Source organism: Flavobacterium hydrophilum (assembly GCF_003202405.1).
GTDB lineage: Bacteria > Bacteroidota > Bacteroidia > Flavobacteriales > Flavobacteriaceae > Flavobacterium > Flavobacterium hydrophilum.
In genome coordinates, this window is the sequence record NZ_QJHL01000001.1 from 1,220,001 (window position 1) to 1,239,136 (window position 19,136).

Annotated in this window: 6 protein-coding genes; all 6 read right to left on the reverse strand. The window is 35.5% G+C overall.

Translation table 11 applies throughout. The features are described 5' to 3' along the window. Positions 1–405: 405 nt before the first annotated feature. Positions 406–912 (reverse strand): hypothetical protein, encoded by a 507-nt coding sequence (locus DMB68_RS04705; RefSeq protein WP_110345486.1) that lies wholly within the window; start codon positions 910–912, stop codon positions 406–408. Positions 913–923: 11 nt separating this feature from the next. After that, on the reverse strand, positions 924–2,429 hold the full coding sequence (locus DMB68_RS04710; RefSeq protein WP_110345487.1) for an RHS repeat domain-containing protein: 1,506 nt from the start codon (positions 2,427–2,429) through the stop codon (positions 924–926). Positions 2,430–3,320: 891 nt separating this feature from the next. Further along, positions 3,321–3,620 (reverse strand): hypothetical protein, encoded by a 300-nt coding sequence (locus tag DMB68_RS04715; protein WP_110345488.1) that lies wholly within the window; start codon positions 3,618–3,620, stop codon positions 3,321–3,323. A 2-nt stretch (positions 3,621–3,622) separates the two neighbouring features. Further along, positions 3,623–12,436, reverse strand: coding sequence for an RHS repeat-associated core domain-containing protein (locus DMB68_RS04720; protein WP_110345489.1), 8,814 nt, complete (start codon positions 12,434–12,436; stop codon positions 3,623–3,625). A 56-nt stretch (positions 12,437–12,492) separates the two neighbouring features. Continuing rightward, on the reverse strand, positions 12,493–13,074 hold the full coding sequence (locus tag DMB68_RS04725; protein WP_124019387.1) for a hypothetical protein: 582 nt from the start codon (positions 13,072–13,074) through the stop codon (positions 12,493–12,495). A 17-nt stretch (positions 13,075–13,091) separates the two neighbouring features. Beyond that, positions 13,092–19,115 carry a hypothetical protein gene (locus tag DMB68_RS04730; RefSeq protein WP_124019388.1) on the reverse strand — a complete coding sequence of 2,008 codons (6,024 nt, stop codon included), beginning with the start codon at positions 19,113–19,115 and terminating at the stop codon, positions 13,092–13,094. Between the last annotated feature and the right edge of the window lie 21 nt (positions 19,116–19,136).

Below are 19,136 nucleotides of genomic sequence, written 5' to 3' on the forward strand. Positions count from 1 at the left end.
AAATGACCGATTTGGTCTTATTGGAACGAGAATTTTTGTTTTTTGAAAACAGAAGTAAGCTTAATTACTTCTGTTTTACAAATGACTTTGTTGTAAAAGCTGTATTTTGTATTTCAATATAAGCTTACCTAAGTATCAGAGAGTAAAAAAGTTATTAAGTAGGTACTCGATGCAATCGACCACCAGAATGACGCACAAACGAGCGCTAGTGGGAATAAAACTTAATTACCGTTGTTTGTAATAACTTCATTGTAAATACTATGATTTGTATTCTAATTTACGTAAACATCTTTGTAAATATAAGAGAGTAAAAAAGCAATTCTTTTAGGAATTGCTTTTTTGATTATGTTTGTGTTTTATCTTTTCGGGTTTTATCGTTACGATGACATATCCGAGCCATCGGGCTTACCATATAACTGATGTGTGAGTACTTATTCCTAAAGGGAAGTAAAAATCACGAAACTTTTCATTTAAAAATATGCCTAATTTATTACTATAAATCATAGACTTTTCAAAGTTAATTTTACTAATTAAAATACCTCCCTTTTCTAAATTTTCTATATTAATGCATTCGATAATTTCTTTTTGATGAGAAGAATCTTCAATATCAAGTATAAAATCATCAATAAATTGCTTTTTTTCTTGATTACTAATTGCTTTTAGTTTAAAAACTAATGGATCATTTTGAATATATTTAGAATAAACAAGATTAAAGTTTTCAACTACATTATTTCTATAAGCACTATTAATTTGTTTAAGCTCCTCATTTTTAAAATATGGCAATGCATTATTATTTTTAAATAAAAAACTTAAAATCAAATCATTTGATTTATCGTATAGATAAACCATATCTACATTCTTGTTGAGTATCGCTTTCGTTAAAATACAATAAAAGTCGTCTATTTTATTCATAATTATTTAAATTAAAATTCAGGATTAATCACTTTTGATGTAGAATTAGCTTGAATTTCTGTGCTATATACTTGTTTTACTCCTGGTTGCCCATCTAAATTTACTGTGGAATGTAGTGCTTTAATTTTTTTAGTTAATGTAAATTCTTCAAACTGCCAATCTGCTGCTCCGGAAAATAAAGAGCTTTGAAGACCAGCTTCGGTTGGATGAAATCCTTTTTCAGTTGAGAAATATTCCTTTGAGCCTGTAAAAGATTTTCTGCTCCATCTATAAAGTTTTGTTCCAGGTTCAAGTACTTTGGTATAAACTTGAGATTTATAATCTATAGCTTTTAAATGCCTTAATAAATCTGTAGCTCCGTTTTTGCTTAAAAAATTTCGTGCTAAATTTTCTCTAATTTCTGCAACAGATTGGAGAGCTCTAGGCTTTTTTAAAGATTTAAAAGGATTACTAAATGAAATTTCACCATCTTCACCACCAATCCCATATTTGGCAGTTTCCCAAACAGACATTACTTCGAAAGTTGTATTGTATACAGATTTTAATGATTCAAGATTTTCTTGCGGACTACTTTGTATTAATGGATATTTCAAAATAGGTTTTCCTTGAGTTAACCTTCCAACATTTACAGATCCTTCATAAAAATCTAAAATTCTTAATGTTAGCCAAACTTTAATAGCACCGTGCTCATTTATTGCCTTTTGCTTTTCATTTTCATTGACTAATTTGCTTGTCTCTAATCCTTCTAATTCTACTGACATTATAGGCGAATTTGAGCTAAACTGATACGGGCTATAAAAAGGAAATTTGTGAGTGAGTGGATCCACAGCAAAAAACCTCCCCACTCTAGGATCATGCATCCTAAAAGTATAATTCAATGAATTCCCTTCACCTTTCAGTTCGTTGTCCATTTCCTGTCCCTGGAACCCATAACGATATTTATCACTATCCGCATGCCTATTAGGCACCAACATACCAAAAGGGTAATAATCAGAATAAGTAAGAACGTCAGGGTTAAATACTCCTGCTATGGCGGTCGGGATTTTTTTGTCGCTTATTAACGCCAGTACATTGCCTAAATGATTGGATAATTCAAAATGTTTATCACCAATCAAAGATAAGAAATTTGTCTGAACCGGGTCAACTGTTCCGCTGGTATTGGTACTGTTGTATACCACTAAACTTTTGGTTTCCAGACCCAGTCGGCTGCTGCCAAAAATATGGTGTTCCTTAAGAGTTAATACAGACTCGTTGTTATTGGCCTGCACAGGCGTAATTTGTGCTACAAAAGTACTGCCCTGAGCTGCTGTGAAATTTTTCAGCGTAATAGAATTCCCTGCCTGCAGCTTTAAATTTCCGTTTGCACTTACGCTTGCAGTACTGCCATCACTGGTCATAAATATGTTATTTATAGCGCGTTTTAAGGCAACACTAGTAACATTGTAGCTGTTTAAAAGCAGGTCGTTTTGCAGGTCGGTTTCCTTAGGTTTAAATTTTTCTTCATATACGCCAAGCACATTCCCCTGAGCATTAGGTTAAATACTCCTGCTGTGGCGGTCGGGTTGTGTGCACGAGCCAGAGGCATCGCGCCAGCGCCTGTATTAACTAATGCTCGGACCAGCCGGGGCAAGCGCAATGTCATTAATTTAAATAGTACCTTTTTGATGTTTAGTTATTTTAGGCTTTATTCTCAATCTGTATTTATCTGATTTTCTTTCAAATGACCGATTTGGTCTTATTGGAACGAGAATTTTTGTTTTTTGAAAACAGAAGTAAGCTTAATTACTTCTGTTTTACAAATGACTTTGTTGTAAAAGCTGTATTTTGTATTTCAATATAAGCTTACCTATGTATCAGAGAGTAAAAAGCCATTCTTTTACGAATTGTTTTTGTCGTTTATTAACCGCAAACGCTGCCTTTATCCTTTTAATTTAAGTAGGTACTCGATGCAATCGACCACCAGAATGACGCACAAACGAGCGCTAGTGGGAATAAAACTTAATTACTGTTGTTTGTAATAACTTCATTGTAAATACTATGATTTGTATTCTAATTTACGTAAACATCTTTGTAAATATAAGAGAGTAAAAAAGCAATTCTTTTAGGAATTGCTTATTTGATTATGTTTGTGTCTCATCGTTACGGGCACGGAAAACATTTCCGCGCTATCTTTGCGTTGATATATCCGCGCTATCTGGATACCAAGTCCTATTTAAAGCCATTTTATTCGATTTAAGACATTATAAAATAAAAAAACAACCCGAAGGTTGTCTTTTTTTAACTACGATATTACTCTAAATCGTTGATTTTCTGCAAATGTTATATCAAATAATTAACCACCAACACATCTATACATTACCCACTAACCGAGCACCAGAATGACGAACAAACGAGCGCCAGTGGGTTACCTAGTCTTCATTTCTTGCATAAATTAAATAAAAATCGTTAATTGATTTAAATATTTCACTAATACTTTCCTTAGTTACTAGATATTTATAAGTAGTATTTTTAAAAATCATATCACAGTCCATTTCTCCTGTTATATCAATCAATAATTCAATTTCATCTTGAGTTGGAATTTCTTCAAATATAATATTAACACAGAATTCCTCATGTTTATTTTTTGTAATATAAATGATTCTCATGTTTTCTGTAATATGATAAAGCAGAGCTCTTATTATATACGGTAAGTGTGTATTAATATCCATAATTAAAATTTTGAGTTTGGATGAACAGGAACAACTTTTGCTTGATTTTGTCTAATCCCTTGAACGTAAAATAAATTTGTAGGGACTTCGACGCCATTATTCATATAAGTCCCTGATACACCATTGTATTTAACATATACTTTCCCATCAGTTGTGATTTTCATTATTGTTGCTTGTCTATTTTGAATTGCATCTACTACCTTTTTAGCATCGCTTATTGAATTCATATAACTTTTGGTGCCTGCTGAAGTCTCAGGAAGATGTCCGTGGCTTTTCATTCGCTGTGCATTAACTCGAGCTCCTGTAGCTCCTTTGGCTTCACTTTTTAAATGAGCAGAATAACCTTCAATTGTACCTACAACAGCAAATAAAACTTGAACTGGATCACTCCATTGTTCTTTTAAATACCCTGTTAAAGCATCTTTTTTATTTCCGTTAAGGTAATTAATTTGCCAATCAGATAGTTTTGCATTTGCACCATACATTAAATTTGCTGCACCTTCAAATAACTGAACCTTCTCCTTAAATTCTCCTAATTTTGCATAAGGAATAATCCAATCTGTTCGAACTACATCTTTCATTCCGTCAGCAATATCTTTTATTTCTACACTTGCGGTATAATGGCTTAATTCAGAAGTATTTTCACTGGTTTTTACATAATTAGGAGTAATAGTATATCCTCCTATTTTCCATCTTTGTGAGGTTGAATAACCTCCTGGTACAGTACCTTTAGATTCTTCAGCTTCATAATTTGAAATACCTCCTTTATATGGCTCTTGAATCGGAGTATTAGCCTTACTAGGTTCAAGTCCTTCTAATTCGACAGAGGAAATAGGGTCATTCCCCCCAAATTGATAAGGACTATAAAAAGGATATTTAGATTCAAGAGGATCCACCGCAAAAAACCTACCAATCCTAGGATCATGCATCCTAAAAGTATAATTCAATGAATTCCCTTCACCTTTCAGTTCGTTGTCCATTTCCTGTCCCTGGAACCCATAACGATATTTATCACTATCCGCATGCCTATTAGGCACCAACATACCAAAAGGGTAATAATCAGAATAAGTAAGAACGTCAGGGTTAAATACACCTGCTATGGCGGTCGGGATTTTTTTGTCGCTTATTACCGCCAGTACATTGCCTAAATGATTGGATAATTCAAAATGTTTATCACCAATCAAAGATAAGAAATTTGTCTGAACCGGGTCAACTGTTCCGCTGGTATTGGTGCTGTTGTATACTACTAAATTTTTGGTTTCCAGACCAAGTCGGCTGCTGCCAAAAATATGGTGTTCCTTAAGGGTTAATACAGACTCGTTGTTGTTGGCCTGCACAGGCGTAATTTGTGCTACAAAAGTACTGCCCTGAACTGCTGTGAAATTTTTAATCGTAATAGAATTCCCTGCCTGCAGCTTTAAATTTCCGTTTGCACTTACGCTTGCAGTACTGCCATCACTGGTCATAAATATGTTATTGATGGCGCGTTTTAAGGCAACACTAGTAACATTGTAGCTGTTTAAAAGCAGGTCATTTTGCAGGTCAGTTTCCTTAGGCTTAAATTTTTCTTCATATACGCCAAGCACGTTCCCCTGGGCATCGTGAGCATAATAAGTGGTGGTGATAAGGCCCGGTTTCACTTCTTTTTTAGCGATTCGGTTTCCTAAGCCATTATATTCAAAAGCATACGTTACGGTTCCTTTTACGACACTTTTTACTTTTCCGTCTACACGCCAGTTTATGAGTATTCCTTCTGTTTTGTCTTCAATAAGCTGTCCTATATCGTCATAAATATAATTATGCGTCTCAGAATCATTGATATTATACGTTATTTGAGGAGTTAAGGCAGCCAGTTTGGCCACCTGATCTTCTAAATCGCCAGCAAATGTTGCTGCGGGTATCCCAGCTGCATCTTTAACCAGGGCCAGTTTATTGCTGTTTCGGTACTGCTGACCAGTTTCGTTAGGATACTCATAGGTCAGTTTATCCATTTCGGTTGGCACTCCGTTGCTGTTTGGGGCTTTTCTGTTTAGGGTCTGGAGGTTTCCGTTTTTATCATACGAATAACTCGAATCGTAACTGGTGGTGCCTGAAGAAGCATTAGGTACGATCGCACTGGATTTCATGCTTTTTATACGATTGAGCTGGTCATACGTATAGGTGTTCTTTTGAATGTTAAGCAAACTGCCGTCTGTTTTGCGTATGGCAGTAGTCATTTGCTTGATGTTGCCATTAAACAAATCTTTTGAATTGGGCTGAATCGTACTGTTTCGACTGTACATCAAAGGTTTGAAGCCCGAAGTTTCATCGGTACTGCCGATTGACTTATAATCTTTGTCGTAATAGTTTAAAGAATACCCAAAAGCATCAAATGTTTTGGTAGTTCCTGAAGCCAGTCCGTCTTGTCCCATATCATTGGCAGCAGCGGTCAGGTTTTCACCGTTTACGGCTTTGAGCCATCCTTGCAGGGTATAAGCGTAATCTATACCCTGTACTTTTTTATTTCCTAGTTCAACTCGTGCCAGAGGACCGTGGAGATAGTATTTATAATTCGCTTCTTTTTCCCATAGCACATTGTCTGATGAGGTTTGTACATCGACAATTCTGTTATCTGCATCATAATTGTATTTATGAACAAATAAATCCGGTTTGTTAGGCTGAAAAGTTACGGTATTGACATTCCCGCTGATAAGGTCATAGTCATAAACCACTCTTTTGATATGTGCTTCGCAATCATTTTTGGAAGATGAAATACAGTTTACATTCCTTAGTGCTGAATAATAATTGATTACCTCTTTTACATTGCCATGAATATCATAATTGTAAAAAATGGCGTTATTGAAATTTAACGGAGACGCTGCGATGTAAGTATCATAATAAAACACACCCGTTACCCTGTTTATATTGTTGAGGGCAGGAGTAGTTGATTTATCTGAAAAGAAATAAGATGCATTTCGTGTTAATACTGGGGGTGTCACACCCGGTGGTACCGTAGGGGTCCAGTTCTCTACACCCGGATCATCAGAATAAACAGTTCTGGTTACTTCAGTCTTGCTGGCAATATTAGCGGTAAAGGCATCCACAATTGTAACACCTCCATAAACTAATTTTCCTTCATCGTTTATAGTATAAGTCGTTGCGGTAGCTGTATTTGGATTTAGTATTTCACCGGCTTCAGTAATACGGCCTAATCCATCGTAGGAAGTATAACTGAATCTTACCGATCCAGATCCCGGCTTGGCTTGATTTGCATTTTGGGAAGCAATAATTCTGCCTAATTTGTCGTAAGCGAAACGGGTTTCACCTCCGTCAGGCGTTTTTTGCCACACCAATTGATTTAATGTGTTGTATTTATATTGGGTTTTAAAGGTGTGGGCAGGCTGCAAAGCTGTATTTTCTGCAGGATCATTGCCTGTTCGGTATGCATTTATGTTGTCGTTTGCTGCCTTGTCCAATGTCATACGTTTTACACCTTCAGGAGCTACTGTCTGCGTAAGGTTTCCTGCCTGGTCATAATAGTATAAGGTATATTGATATTCCTTATCTGTATAATTCATATCAAAAGTCTCAACTGCAGTCATCGCCTGAGTGATATAATCTTTTATGAATTTCTGTTTTTTGGCCTCTATGACACTGTTATAGATATCATTTCCAAATGCACCATCTATATTAATACTAAAATGATCGCAGGTTTTTGCTTCATCAGCAGGCATTGGGCTTGTGAAAGTATTTGACAGAGGAGCCGGCGGACATAAAGTATTGGTTTTCCTAAATTCTATATTTACCCAGTCATTCCAGTTCAGTAAATCGGCATCAGTTGCATGAGCTACGTAATAGGCGGAGTATTGTGTAATGGCATTTCCGATATCTGAAAAACCATAATTAAGATAGGTATTTCCAAATTCTGAAATGGTTCTGAAACGAATATCGTGCGCAGATGTTAAGCCAATACTTTTCATCTGATTGATATAGGCCTTATAACTATCAAAGATATATTGATAATTGTTCTCGCAGAACTGTATACTGGCTGCATCTATACTGTAATTGGATAGGGCAGGGGCAACATCGAATGCACCATTTATAAATTGTATATATTCTGTTTTTTTTGCGTTGTCACAAGCAACTGGTGCTATAGTCTGTGGGATACATTTCTGGGCTACAACAGGGCAGTCAAAGTTGTTATAAAATAAATCAATTTCTCCAACAAGGATACCTTCATAATTTCCATCATATTTATATTTTAATTCAAATCCATAGGTAGTTGATGAATTATTAAATATATTTAATGAAGTAAAGTTGTCAAATGAAAGTGTACTTAATTCATCACCTGCGGAATAAATATAAAATCCTGCTACTATTACATCTGCTTTTTTAATATAACAAACAGAAGCATTAGGGTACGAAGTATCCTTAACCCAGAAAGCTGAGGAATCTGAACCAAAAAACGATTGTAAATAATTGTTCCTGTAATTATTATAGTAGTAAAGATCAACCGGAGTAGTGCTATTTAAAGTTCCATTTGCCTTTAACTCATTTAAAAGAGCCACAAAAGCAGTCTCGAATTTAGTTTCTTTATCGCATACATTTTGACTATAATTAGTAGCATTTGGATTTAATACTTCTCCAATACTACTACTGTCCACTCCACATTCCCCTATCGCTGCAGAGGTTGTCCCTGTTAATAGAATTTCCCCAATTTTTACAGCATTTGATCCATTACTGATTTCAGCAATTACTTTAAATTTGAAAATTCCGCTTCCGGGAGTAGAAGTAGCTTTATCATAGAAAAATTGTTTTAGATTGATAATTTTCCAGGTCGAGCCATAACCAGACCAGTTGTAAGTGGAGGAAGGAGTAGTCAAACTTGTAATTCCGCTGGTGATGCTGGGAGTAGTACTGCTAAAACGAATGTCTAATTTTGTTCCTGTAGAAGTTGAATTGATATTAAGTGTCGTAGTAGGTATTGCAACGCCCGGAGATAATGCTTTTAATAAATTGGCGCTTAAATATTGCTTGTTAAATGTTGAATAAGTAGCATTTGTAGTAGTAAACGTAATAGGAAGAATTGGATCTTTAAAAAAAATATTTAAAAAAAGATCTAAATCTGACAAAAGAGGGCAGTTCCCTGTTTGGGCATAAACCTGGTAATTATTTACTGCTTTAACATTGGCTACTACTGTACCAGCATCTGTTGAAGAATCATAACCGTAATCTGTTGGAATAAAACGTCTTTCCAGTTTTGCATACAGAGGCGCACTGGTACTGGCACATAGTGTACCTGTCGCAGTTATTGCCTGAATGGCATTGTTAATGGCTGTTTTTTGAGTGGCAAAGCTACTCCCCAGAACATTGGCTACATTTTTAGACTTTTCTGTACCAATACAGCCATTATATGTTTTTTTCTCTAAAGCATATAGATTTAGATAAATGTGTTTTATATTAGCCTTTAGTCCCAGATATAAAGATTTATAGACGTTCCAGATTTCATCTTTTTGAGTTGCGCTTGCTGTACTAAATGCTGAAGAGCAGTTATTTATTGGAGAACATAAAACTACTTTAACTGCATTTTGAAACATTGTCTGATTTCCGGAATAATTGCTTTTTAGGGCCTGATACATGATACTGGTATTGCCGGAAGTATTCGGATTGTATCTTAAAGCAGACTGGTTTGTGGTTTCAATACCTGCTGTTGTAAAACTTTGAAAATAAGGATCGTTGGTGTAAATTAAATCAAAATTAGTACCCGCTAAATCAATGAATCCATTTGATTTTGCCAGTTCAAAAGTAGTGGCATTTTGAATACGGTTATCATAATCGTCTGATGTAAGCGCAACACCATTAATAGTCTTGGTAATACCGCATAGAGCTTTACTATATACCAGATAATTATATTCCGGATGATAATTTACCAGTGATACAGCCCAGCCGTCATTCCAGTTGTCAATAAAATCGGCACTATTTTTCAAATACTTCGGGTTTACTTTATAGGTATAAGAACCGTCGCCATTTGTTATTTTTTGTCTTTCAGTTGATGGTATAGAAATATATGTACGGTCTATTTCCGGTTTAAATGTAGTTTCATTATCTGTAGTTTCAATCTCAATCCACGGAATGGTTTCATCGTCATTTTTGTAAGGTGTTACAGGTTTTTTCCAGTTATTTCCAGAAGCTGAATTATCAGCGTAATAAAATAATTGATTTCCTGTTGAGCTCTCAGGACTAGTGTTATTAAAGACACTTACTTTATAGGCTGGATTTGGTGTAACCGGAAGGTTGGCATCATTGATATAGGTATTGGATGTAGCTCCATATTGACCATTCGGGCTAACATCACTCAGAAGCATTCCCTCATTTACATCGCATGAAGATGCAAATACAATATCCGGATCACAATATTTAACACACTCGCTGAATAGCAAATCCCATTCTTTTGAAAAACGGGTTGTTAAGCCTGATTTTTCAACTGGATCAATAGCAGAACCATCAATATTCGTAGCTCCGTTAAGCTGAACATCAATTGTTGTAGTTCCGGATGCAGTAATTAAAGTACTTGAATAAAAGGCATTAAAAGAATTCTGAACGTATGTTGCTTTGGGTCCTAATTTATCTTTACAACTTTGACAACCAAAATTACAACTTTCAAGCAGCAAAGTTGCATTGGCCTTGTAAGCATTTGGGTTTATATAACAGGACGAACCCGCAGTGGTCAGTTTTTTTACATAATCAGTAATATAGGATTTTAATACACTCTCATTTACTTTCAGATCTTTTGTTAAGCTATAGTTTCCTGCTGTTAACACTGTAGAAATGAGACTGCCTTTGTTCACCGTTACTGGTGTCGGTATTCCATCTAATTTTTTTTCACCTAAAGGCTGGTGTACAGGCGTTGTTAATTGTTCTTCGCCACAATTGTTTTTAAGGGATATATCCAGATCGTAAACAAAAGGATAAGAAAAAGCAGGGGTCTGGCATTCCAGCTGAAAAGAGCTGCTTTGATTTAAAGTGTAGCTAAAATTGTATGGTATAAGATCTGAAACTACAATTTCTTTAGTAATTGTTTTTTTATCCAGATTGCCTTTAAATGCACCACTTTCCTCTAATGTATTATTGGTAATTAAATTATTATCTACTCTAGTACCTGTACTTGTTTCCTCAGGAAGGCTCTCTAAATTGGTAGAATTTGCTCCGGCCAGCGCAGTAGCAATTGTTCTCCCTTGCGGATCTAAATAACTAACAGAAATTTGGCCATTGGGGTCAATTACGGTGTTTTTTTTGTAATGGGAAACATCTCCGACTTTATAGCCAAAAAGTCTGTTTAATTCCATGTCAGACGGTACTCCGTAGAAATATTTCATTTCATGCCCGGATCCCAATTGATGTTTGTCACCAACTCCTCCTTTGCGGGAAATTCTTCCGGTGTTGTCAGGAGTATACTCTGTCTGGGAAAAAGGAAACAGTTTTGCATCCGGAATGAAATTTCTATTTACAGAAGATGAGAATTCATTATTTGCCGAGTAGTATCTGCTTGCCCCTGAAACAGTATTGGTCATGGATGCTGTAGCAGTTGTACAGCTATTTGGCCCATAATCAAAATTTTTATTTGAATATCGTGTCGTGGCATTAAACAAATTGTAATTTGGAAAATAATGAATTGTATTATCTTGAGCGGGTGTTGGCAATATCTCAATAGCAGGCCTTCCCTGAGTATCATATATAACTTCACCTACAATAGCAACATTGTCTGAGTTTATTTTGGTAACGGTCTGGCGATTTCGGAGTGATCCGTCAAAATAACTAACGACTTCTTTTTTCTTCCCGTCCTCAGCATAGCTTGCCTGAAATTGCCAGTTTTTATTATTTTCATGCTCGGCTATTGTAATTTGATTGGGCCAGTCTGCAACAGTTGTTTTTGCTCCGGTTCCTGAACTCCAGGTTCCATATGTTTTTGCATTTTCATTAGTAGCATTTCGCCCTATTCCTCTTATTCTGTAGAGCAGATACCCTTTGCTGTAAATTTGTGGAATATCGTAATTGTTTGCAGATCCATTTGCTTTGATTACAATTCGGGTATTATTCAAATCGAAATTTCTTTCCGTAAACGGAATATTTTGAGGAGGAGTAACAGCAGTACTGTTTGTTTCACTATAATTATCAACCCATGTCCATTCTAACTCGTATTCAATGGCTCCTGTTAAAGCAGTCCACTCAATTTTAATGGCTGTTGCATTAGCATTTGTTGTTGCTATTGGGCTAATTAAAGTCGTAGCCAAAGGATAATATCTTTGGGCTTTGAAGCCCATATTTACTGTGACATTATTCAATTGTGCTGTGGCAGAAGCAAAAGGAATTACAGTATTGGAAAGATCTTTTACTACAATGCTGTTAGAAACCAGTGCGACTCTGAGACCGAATTTATTTTTGATTTTAAAATAGTTTAAGTCGCTAAAAGCAGGACTGACTGTGCTAAAGTTATGATTGTAGTTGACAGTCATAGTTTTGGTAACCATTTCGGCTGTAAGTAAAGTTCCAGACTGGTCATAAGGTGTAATCTCAAAAGCCGCCGTGACGCTATATCCGGTATAAGGTGCTTTTTCATTGTCAATAGATAATGAGAAATAGGAATAAGCATCTATGTTTTTTTGATTAGGGATATTGTATTCAGAATCCAGAACAGTACCGGCGGTAAAAGTTCGTAATGGTGTTGGGGTAAAACTGCCATATTCCTGTTCTTGTACCTGAGCGTGGGAGAACAGTGAAAAGCAAAATGCAACAAGCAGATAGAATTTTTTGATCCAATTTTTGAATATAATGTTCATATATTTTAATATTGATTTGGAATTAAAAGTTTTGTGCTAAAACAGAAAAATTATTTTTAGGGATTAATTTTAGCTGTACTGCTTCTGGTTTCCTGTATGGTATAAATTCCTTTTTCGGTTTCTTTTTTTACCCGGATAAGTCCTCCTTCTAAGTCATATTCATAGAAAGTAGCATAATTATTTTCATCTAATTCAGCCATTAGTCTTTGTGTATCTTCATCATAAACAAAACTTTTAAGGCTTCCTTCATAAGGATAGAATCGTATATCATCAAAATAACAGCTTATCGCATTTCCGTTGCAATTTAAATCAATTTTGATAGTGGCATTTGGATCTAATGTTGGTATAGGCGGAATTTCCAGAATACCAATAATTCGCTGCCAGCCATCAATAATTGCCCCTGATGGAACACAGGTTATGGTATGAATTACAGCAGGATTATTTATTGAAACAACTATTGAAGAATTGGTATAAGTTACAGGCAGTACTGTTTGCGTTTCTTTTACCCACCCACTTACAATATACTTTGTTGTTAAGGTAGTAGAAGTGAGGGGCATAAAAGAACCCTCATTATTAGTTTGAGCAAAAGTGGCTGACGTAATGAGGAAAATGATTAGGGTATATATTATTTTTTTCATTTTTTGATATTTAAATTTTACCAAGGTAGAGAGTCATTATTCAACTTACAGTCATAAGCTAATCCGCTTCCTCCACCAGTTATTTTGTTTCCAACCCTGATATTTGTTGTAGGAACACCGTCTACATAGAAACTTATTGTTATATAGAAAGACTGATTGGTACTTAATCGCTGATTGAATTGAGTTGCATTAAAACCAACATAGAGATTGTTATCAATTACTTTTACTAAATAAGCTGGGGTGTTGCCTTGGGAATTTGATTGTCTAATATCGCCTGCACATTTAAAAGTAAACTTGCTAACATACATGCCATTCATATCAGTTCCTGGATAGTTAGCATTTCCTAATGTATAACTAGTAGGACAATATTGTATAATGGGGTTAACAGCACAGCTCAAATACTTATATGATTTGTAAGTTGCGGATAGTTTTCTGGTTAATGATTTAGTCTGACCATTCAATACTTTCAGACTTCCTTTACCAGTATGGGATTCTGTTGAAACAAAATCGGGCGGAATAGTATTAAATCCAAAATGCTTATCGAATTTCCATGACTTTATTTCTTCGAATCCTTCAAAGCCCATTTGCTGATATTTAGAATTTGAAGCGACAGCCATTGGCAATTTATGTTGATACCCATATTGTGCAGCACTATAACGTTCCAAAGCATCTTTGTTTTCCAATTCTTCACCATACGGACTTACTTTCGTTACGCTGCTGGCGTAGGTCCAATTATTAGTTTTTGCTGTCCAAACCCCATTAGTCAGTTGGTAAAAAGGTGAAAAGCTATTAAAAAAACCTTCATTTCTGGGATTATTAGCCGAAGCTGAATTCCTTCCGGCTAAGTACGCGTATGATTTCTCTGCTCTCCAGTTTCCTTTTATATTCCATAAATAGGGATTAGTATTGAGCTTGAACGGATAAGTCGGATTTCCATCATTGTCTGTATAAGTCGGACCATTATACACCTGATATGGGCCTTCCGGACCATTAAGGGTAATATATAAACTTGGATCTTTTTCAGGGTAGGATGGAAAATCAATATTTTTTTGGATATTCCAAAAATCTTTGTACACTATTGCATTCGCATTTAAAATTTTTGGATTTACAGTTGAAGAGGCTGAATAAATTAAACTATTTGCATTTAAATTACCATTTGCGATTGGATTTGTCATCGTTATTATGGTTGACATGGCCGCTGATTGTAAATTTCGATAACCGGAACGTACAATTTTAAAGTTAAGCGCTGGGGTTTCAGCACATGGATTTATATAATTTCCATACCTGTCCATTAATAAGACTCCACCATTGTGTACTCTAATAACCCATAATTTGTATACTGTTGGAAGTTTCTCAGGAAAGTTCTCAGCAGTTTGTGTTAAACCGTCTTTTATACATAGTTCATCTCCTACATGGAATATACTGATCAAAGGTCCAGTGTAGTCTTTTAATCTGTATCCTGGGTCTATTGATGATGGATACTTACATGCCGGTTCGATTGGAGTATTCGCAACTAAAGTACCTTCAATACCAATATTTTTACTTGCCATTCCCATTCCGTCATACATCCAGTAGGCGGGATAAGTAAAAGAATAATAATTGTCATTATATTCATTTTGGGTCTGGGTCAAAATAACTTCGCCGGTATCAGCATCCCAGGCTATATTTTTAGTACTTATTGTTGAACCTAAATCGTAGGCCGTTTTTTCAAGCAGAATACCTGTTTTATGAACATGTTTTGTAGTTACCGCAGTTCGCAGCAAATTTTCATGATAAGACAATTTCGGGATAACTTTAGGTACAAATACAGGGAAAATACCAAACAAAACAGTGGCCATATTCGCATCAAATCCTTTAAGGCTGGTTTCAGAATGACTTTCGTTGAAATCATTAACTAGATCATAATCAACTCCTATTAATTTCGTTTCTACCTCTCCTGCCGAATTGATAGTCGTTAAATTGTTGACTAAATTATTATCTGCATCAATATTGTATTTATATTTTACATACGAAGTTGGGACAGCAGGACTCGCAGGATTTTGCTGTAAAAGTAAATCAGCCTGGCTCTCAGCATATACATATTGTGATTTTATTTTGCCATTCATGTCATTGGTTTCAATTGAATAACCTTGCGACATGGTAAGATGGTTTCTTACTCTTACATTTGCTGTTTTAATTATAGCTCCTAAAATATTATTTGGAACCAGGTCTGTTTTTGTATCCAGCTTTGTATAGCTAACTTTTGTTGGAAAATCATAGCTTGTATAATGTTCGGTAACAACAATTCCTGTAGCATGTTTTTTTACCTTAAATTGAGTTGCCTCATCTTTACGTTCCAGATTCTTTACCAAAACTCGGGAATACGTAATTCTTGGAGCAGGAAAAAAGTTTTGTCCAAATGGTTTTTCAATGTAATTGTTTTCTTTTGGTGCAGCAATGTTTTCCGCATAATTCCCCTGATTGTTATAAAAGGGCTCCACCAATGGATTTTCAGAACATGAATTAGGTTCGAAAGTCGCAACTCCGGATGATTTTCCTGATGCATCGTTATAAGTATAGGTTTGTCCATACTCCATAGTATCAGGGTCTGACTGTTCAGAGCCTGTATTGCCTAGCATTTTACCCCAACTATCGCTTAATTTTATTGATTTTACCCTTAAACCTCCACCTAATTTTCGGCCGTTCGGATTTTCTAACCTAATCCACGATTTATTTGGGTCAAAATTACTGGCACAGCCCTTATCTTTTAAAGCTTTGTTGGGACCGTTAAAAATTTCTGTTATAGCTTTTATACTTCCAACTAAATCTTTAACAATTGACGTAAAATCATCGTTTACGCTGTCGCCTCCTAAACTATATACGACTCTGTTCAGATACGTTCTGCCAAATCCCCAGCCTGCTTTTGCTATAGGATTAACATTATCATTACTATTAGTCCCTCCATCAAGCTTTAAAAATTCTAAAGGAATTGAAACTACTGTTCCTTCCGATCGTTCAGTTATCGTTATTGGATTAGTTTGTCCATCTTCTTTTATTTTAAAATAGCCCGAAACATATTCCTTCTGCCAGCTTTTGCTTGTCATATTTAATAAAAAGCGAAACTGTATGGGTTTATCTAAATTTTCTTTTAAATATTTTTCTACAAACGTATCCCTGTCTAAGTCCGAAGATTCATTATTTAATTTGACATAAAGATATTTGTTTTGTGTGCCATTACCATAGAGTGTACTGGTTATAGTTAAAGGCGGTACTGCCTGATTTCCACAACCTAAAACCTTAAACATCTGCATAGCCTTTTTGTTCTGGACATATTGATAATCATCACTTTCGGTTTCGATAGAAATTTTTCCGCCCGAAGGTAATTTGACATTTTTTAAGGTCCATGCACCGGTATATAAATTGGCCTTTGCCACATCTTGCTCTACAAAAGCAAATTCTGCGGTTGACAACGGAGATGATGATACTTCGCTGTTTCCACTAAATTCAGGATTCACTTTATAATTACCCCAAATATCAAAACCTTTTAAATCATAATCCGGATTATTAGTTCCGTAATCAAAAACATAAGGTGTATATTTTCCCATTTTCGAACCTCTGTATGTAAAATAAACACGTTCTAATGTCAACTTTCCTTTTGCATTATCACCTGTTAGTTCCACAGCGGTTCCGTCATTGTTTGGCATTCCTTTGCATAAGTTATAATTGTAAACAAAATGGGCTGTTTTTATAGGTTTTACAACTCCGTTTTCCCCCGGATCAGTGATGGTGCCAGATGAGTTGGATACTTCAGGTAATGCATAAAGTCTTATGGATTTAATTTTATACATTTTTCCTGAACCTGCACCTATGCCGCCAGTTTCTCCCAGAACACCTCTGGCATCTTTTCTTTCATCAAGATCAAAAAAGGCTACATGGGTTTTAGTAACAATTCGGGTTAAATATTTTAGTTCCTTTTCGCCATATAAGTATGTTCCTTTTTCGTCATCGGTTTTAGAAATAAGTCCTCTGTTATAAGTGGCCATGTTTTCTTCATACGGAATTCTCCATTTATAGGTAGAATTTCTAATTTGATACTCAAACTTAGTATAACTTCCCAGATCATTAATGGAGGGACCATTGTCATCAATGTCCTGATAGTCGGTGGACAAAACAGAAGTTAGTAAATAAGTGTGTGCATAGGGAGTTGTAGTGATTTTATTTAAATACTGATCGCTGTTATTGCTGTAATTTTTAGTTAAATCTGCATCATAAGGAACTAATCCACTAGTATTGTTTCCGGTTTTACCCGACACATCAAAAGTAGCTTCTACCTTTTTGGTATTATAAACCGTATTTCCGTATACATAAGTGGTACCATCATTTTGTACTACTTTTATTCCGGCAGTATGATGTGATTTGGCATTTGGGTTCCTTATAATAAAATTAGAATCCCTTATTGCTTCTTCATCCGTGATTTTGTGGACCAGTTGATTTCTCAGAACGCGTTTAGTTCTTTGATTTGGAATATTACTCGTAAGGGAAGTTTCATTAAAATATTTAGGTATCACAGTTCTGCTTTTGGATACTCCGCCAAGTCCAAATCGTAATGGATTTGTAGTTTGAATCCCGTCGTAAATATTAATTTCCGGATCTACAGACATACTTCCGACCAACCTAAAACTTACAGGTTCGTAACCTGCAGCTTTTTTATCTGTATTTTTTTCTTCTAAATGTTTTATCGCATTATTATTTTTAAACCAGCCATCAGTTGAGCTAACCGTAGTTGTTGCCTTAAAGTCAAAACCCCAGTGCAGTAATTCACCAATACCAAATTCTGCTCCAGTACTAATTCCAATTCCCCGGTCAACAACAGCATCATTATAAACATAACTTACTTTTGAGCGATAGGGTCTAAACATGCCAGAAACACCTTGTCCCTCAATATTATAAGTGTCATAAGTGTAATTTGTTACCGGAAGCGCCGTTGTATTTTCAGAAACGCTCCTATTGTATTCTCTGTTAAAGTCCAGTATTCCTGATTGCTTCTTTTTATGTTCTGTGTATTCATAACCAAAAGCTTTTTCTGGTCGATATTTATATTCCGGATCAATTTCCTGATACGATCCATATCCGGTCATTTGAAACTGTGGCTCTAAAAACCATGCTTCAACACCCACGGCACCATTAAAACTAAAACTGTAATTCTTAAAACCTATTCGTTTACTTGGTGTAAAACTTTGATTGTTAAAAGAAATACTTCCTCCAATACTCTCTTTATTTTCTATACGGGTATCATGATTAGATTCACAATTTGCAACATACGCTTTGTTTTTTACTGATGCAGATAAATTAAGATTCTCAAGTCCTTTTCGACTATTGAATCCCAATCCTATTGTACCTGTACCATCGATGTAATTAACTACACCACTTGATTGTGTTGTCATTTTTTGGGAAATACTTAGTGAAGGGGTCACACTTGCTCCCTCAGTTACTGAACTTGTAAAATTTAGTCCAACGCCTACTTCGTCGCTTAAATTAAATCCGACTCCAAATGAAGGACGAAAAGAAACACCTTCATAATTGTTGTATTCAACTCCAATACCTGCACCGGCTGTAAACAATTTGCTGTCAGTTCCAGCAAATGCCAGATTTACACCTAAATTAGTACCTACCGTGATATTCTTTTTCAGATTATTTTCATAAAGCACTTCATCACCATTAAAATCATCAGGTAATCCCCGAACCTGACGCTCAATCTGACCGACATTTAAATTCCATCCCAGACCTACCCAGGAAGCTTCCTGATCCATAGTGATTCCAGAATTATAAGATAGATTAAGTGGATATCCGCCTACGTCCATGATCGGGATATTGTAATTAAAATCTCCATTAGTTAAATCTACCATATCAGATGTGCCGATAGGGGTGAAGGAATTGAACTCGGGTTGTGTTGGACCACTTGTTAAGGCATACATCTGCATAGGTTGTAAGGTTTCCAGCAGAATCATCATAGCTAAGTAAATAGCCAGTAATTTTTTAAATTTGCTTACTTTTTTTTGCATAATCATAAGGCTAATGGAGTG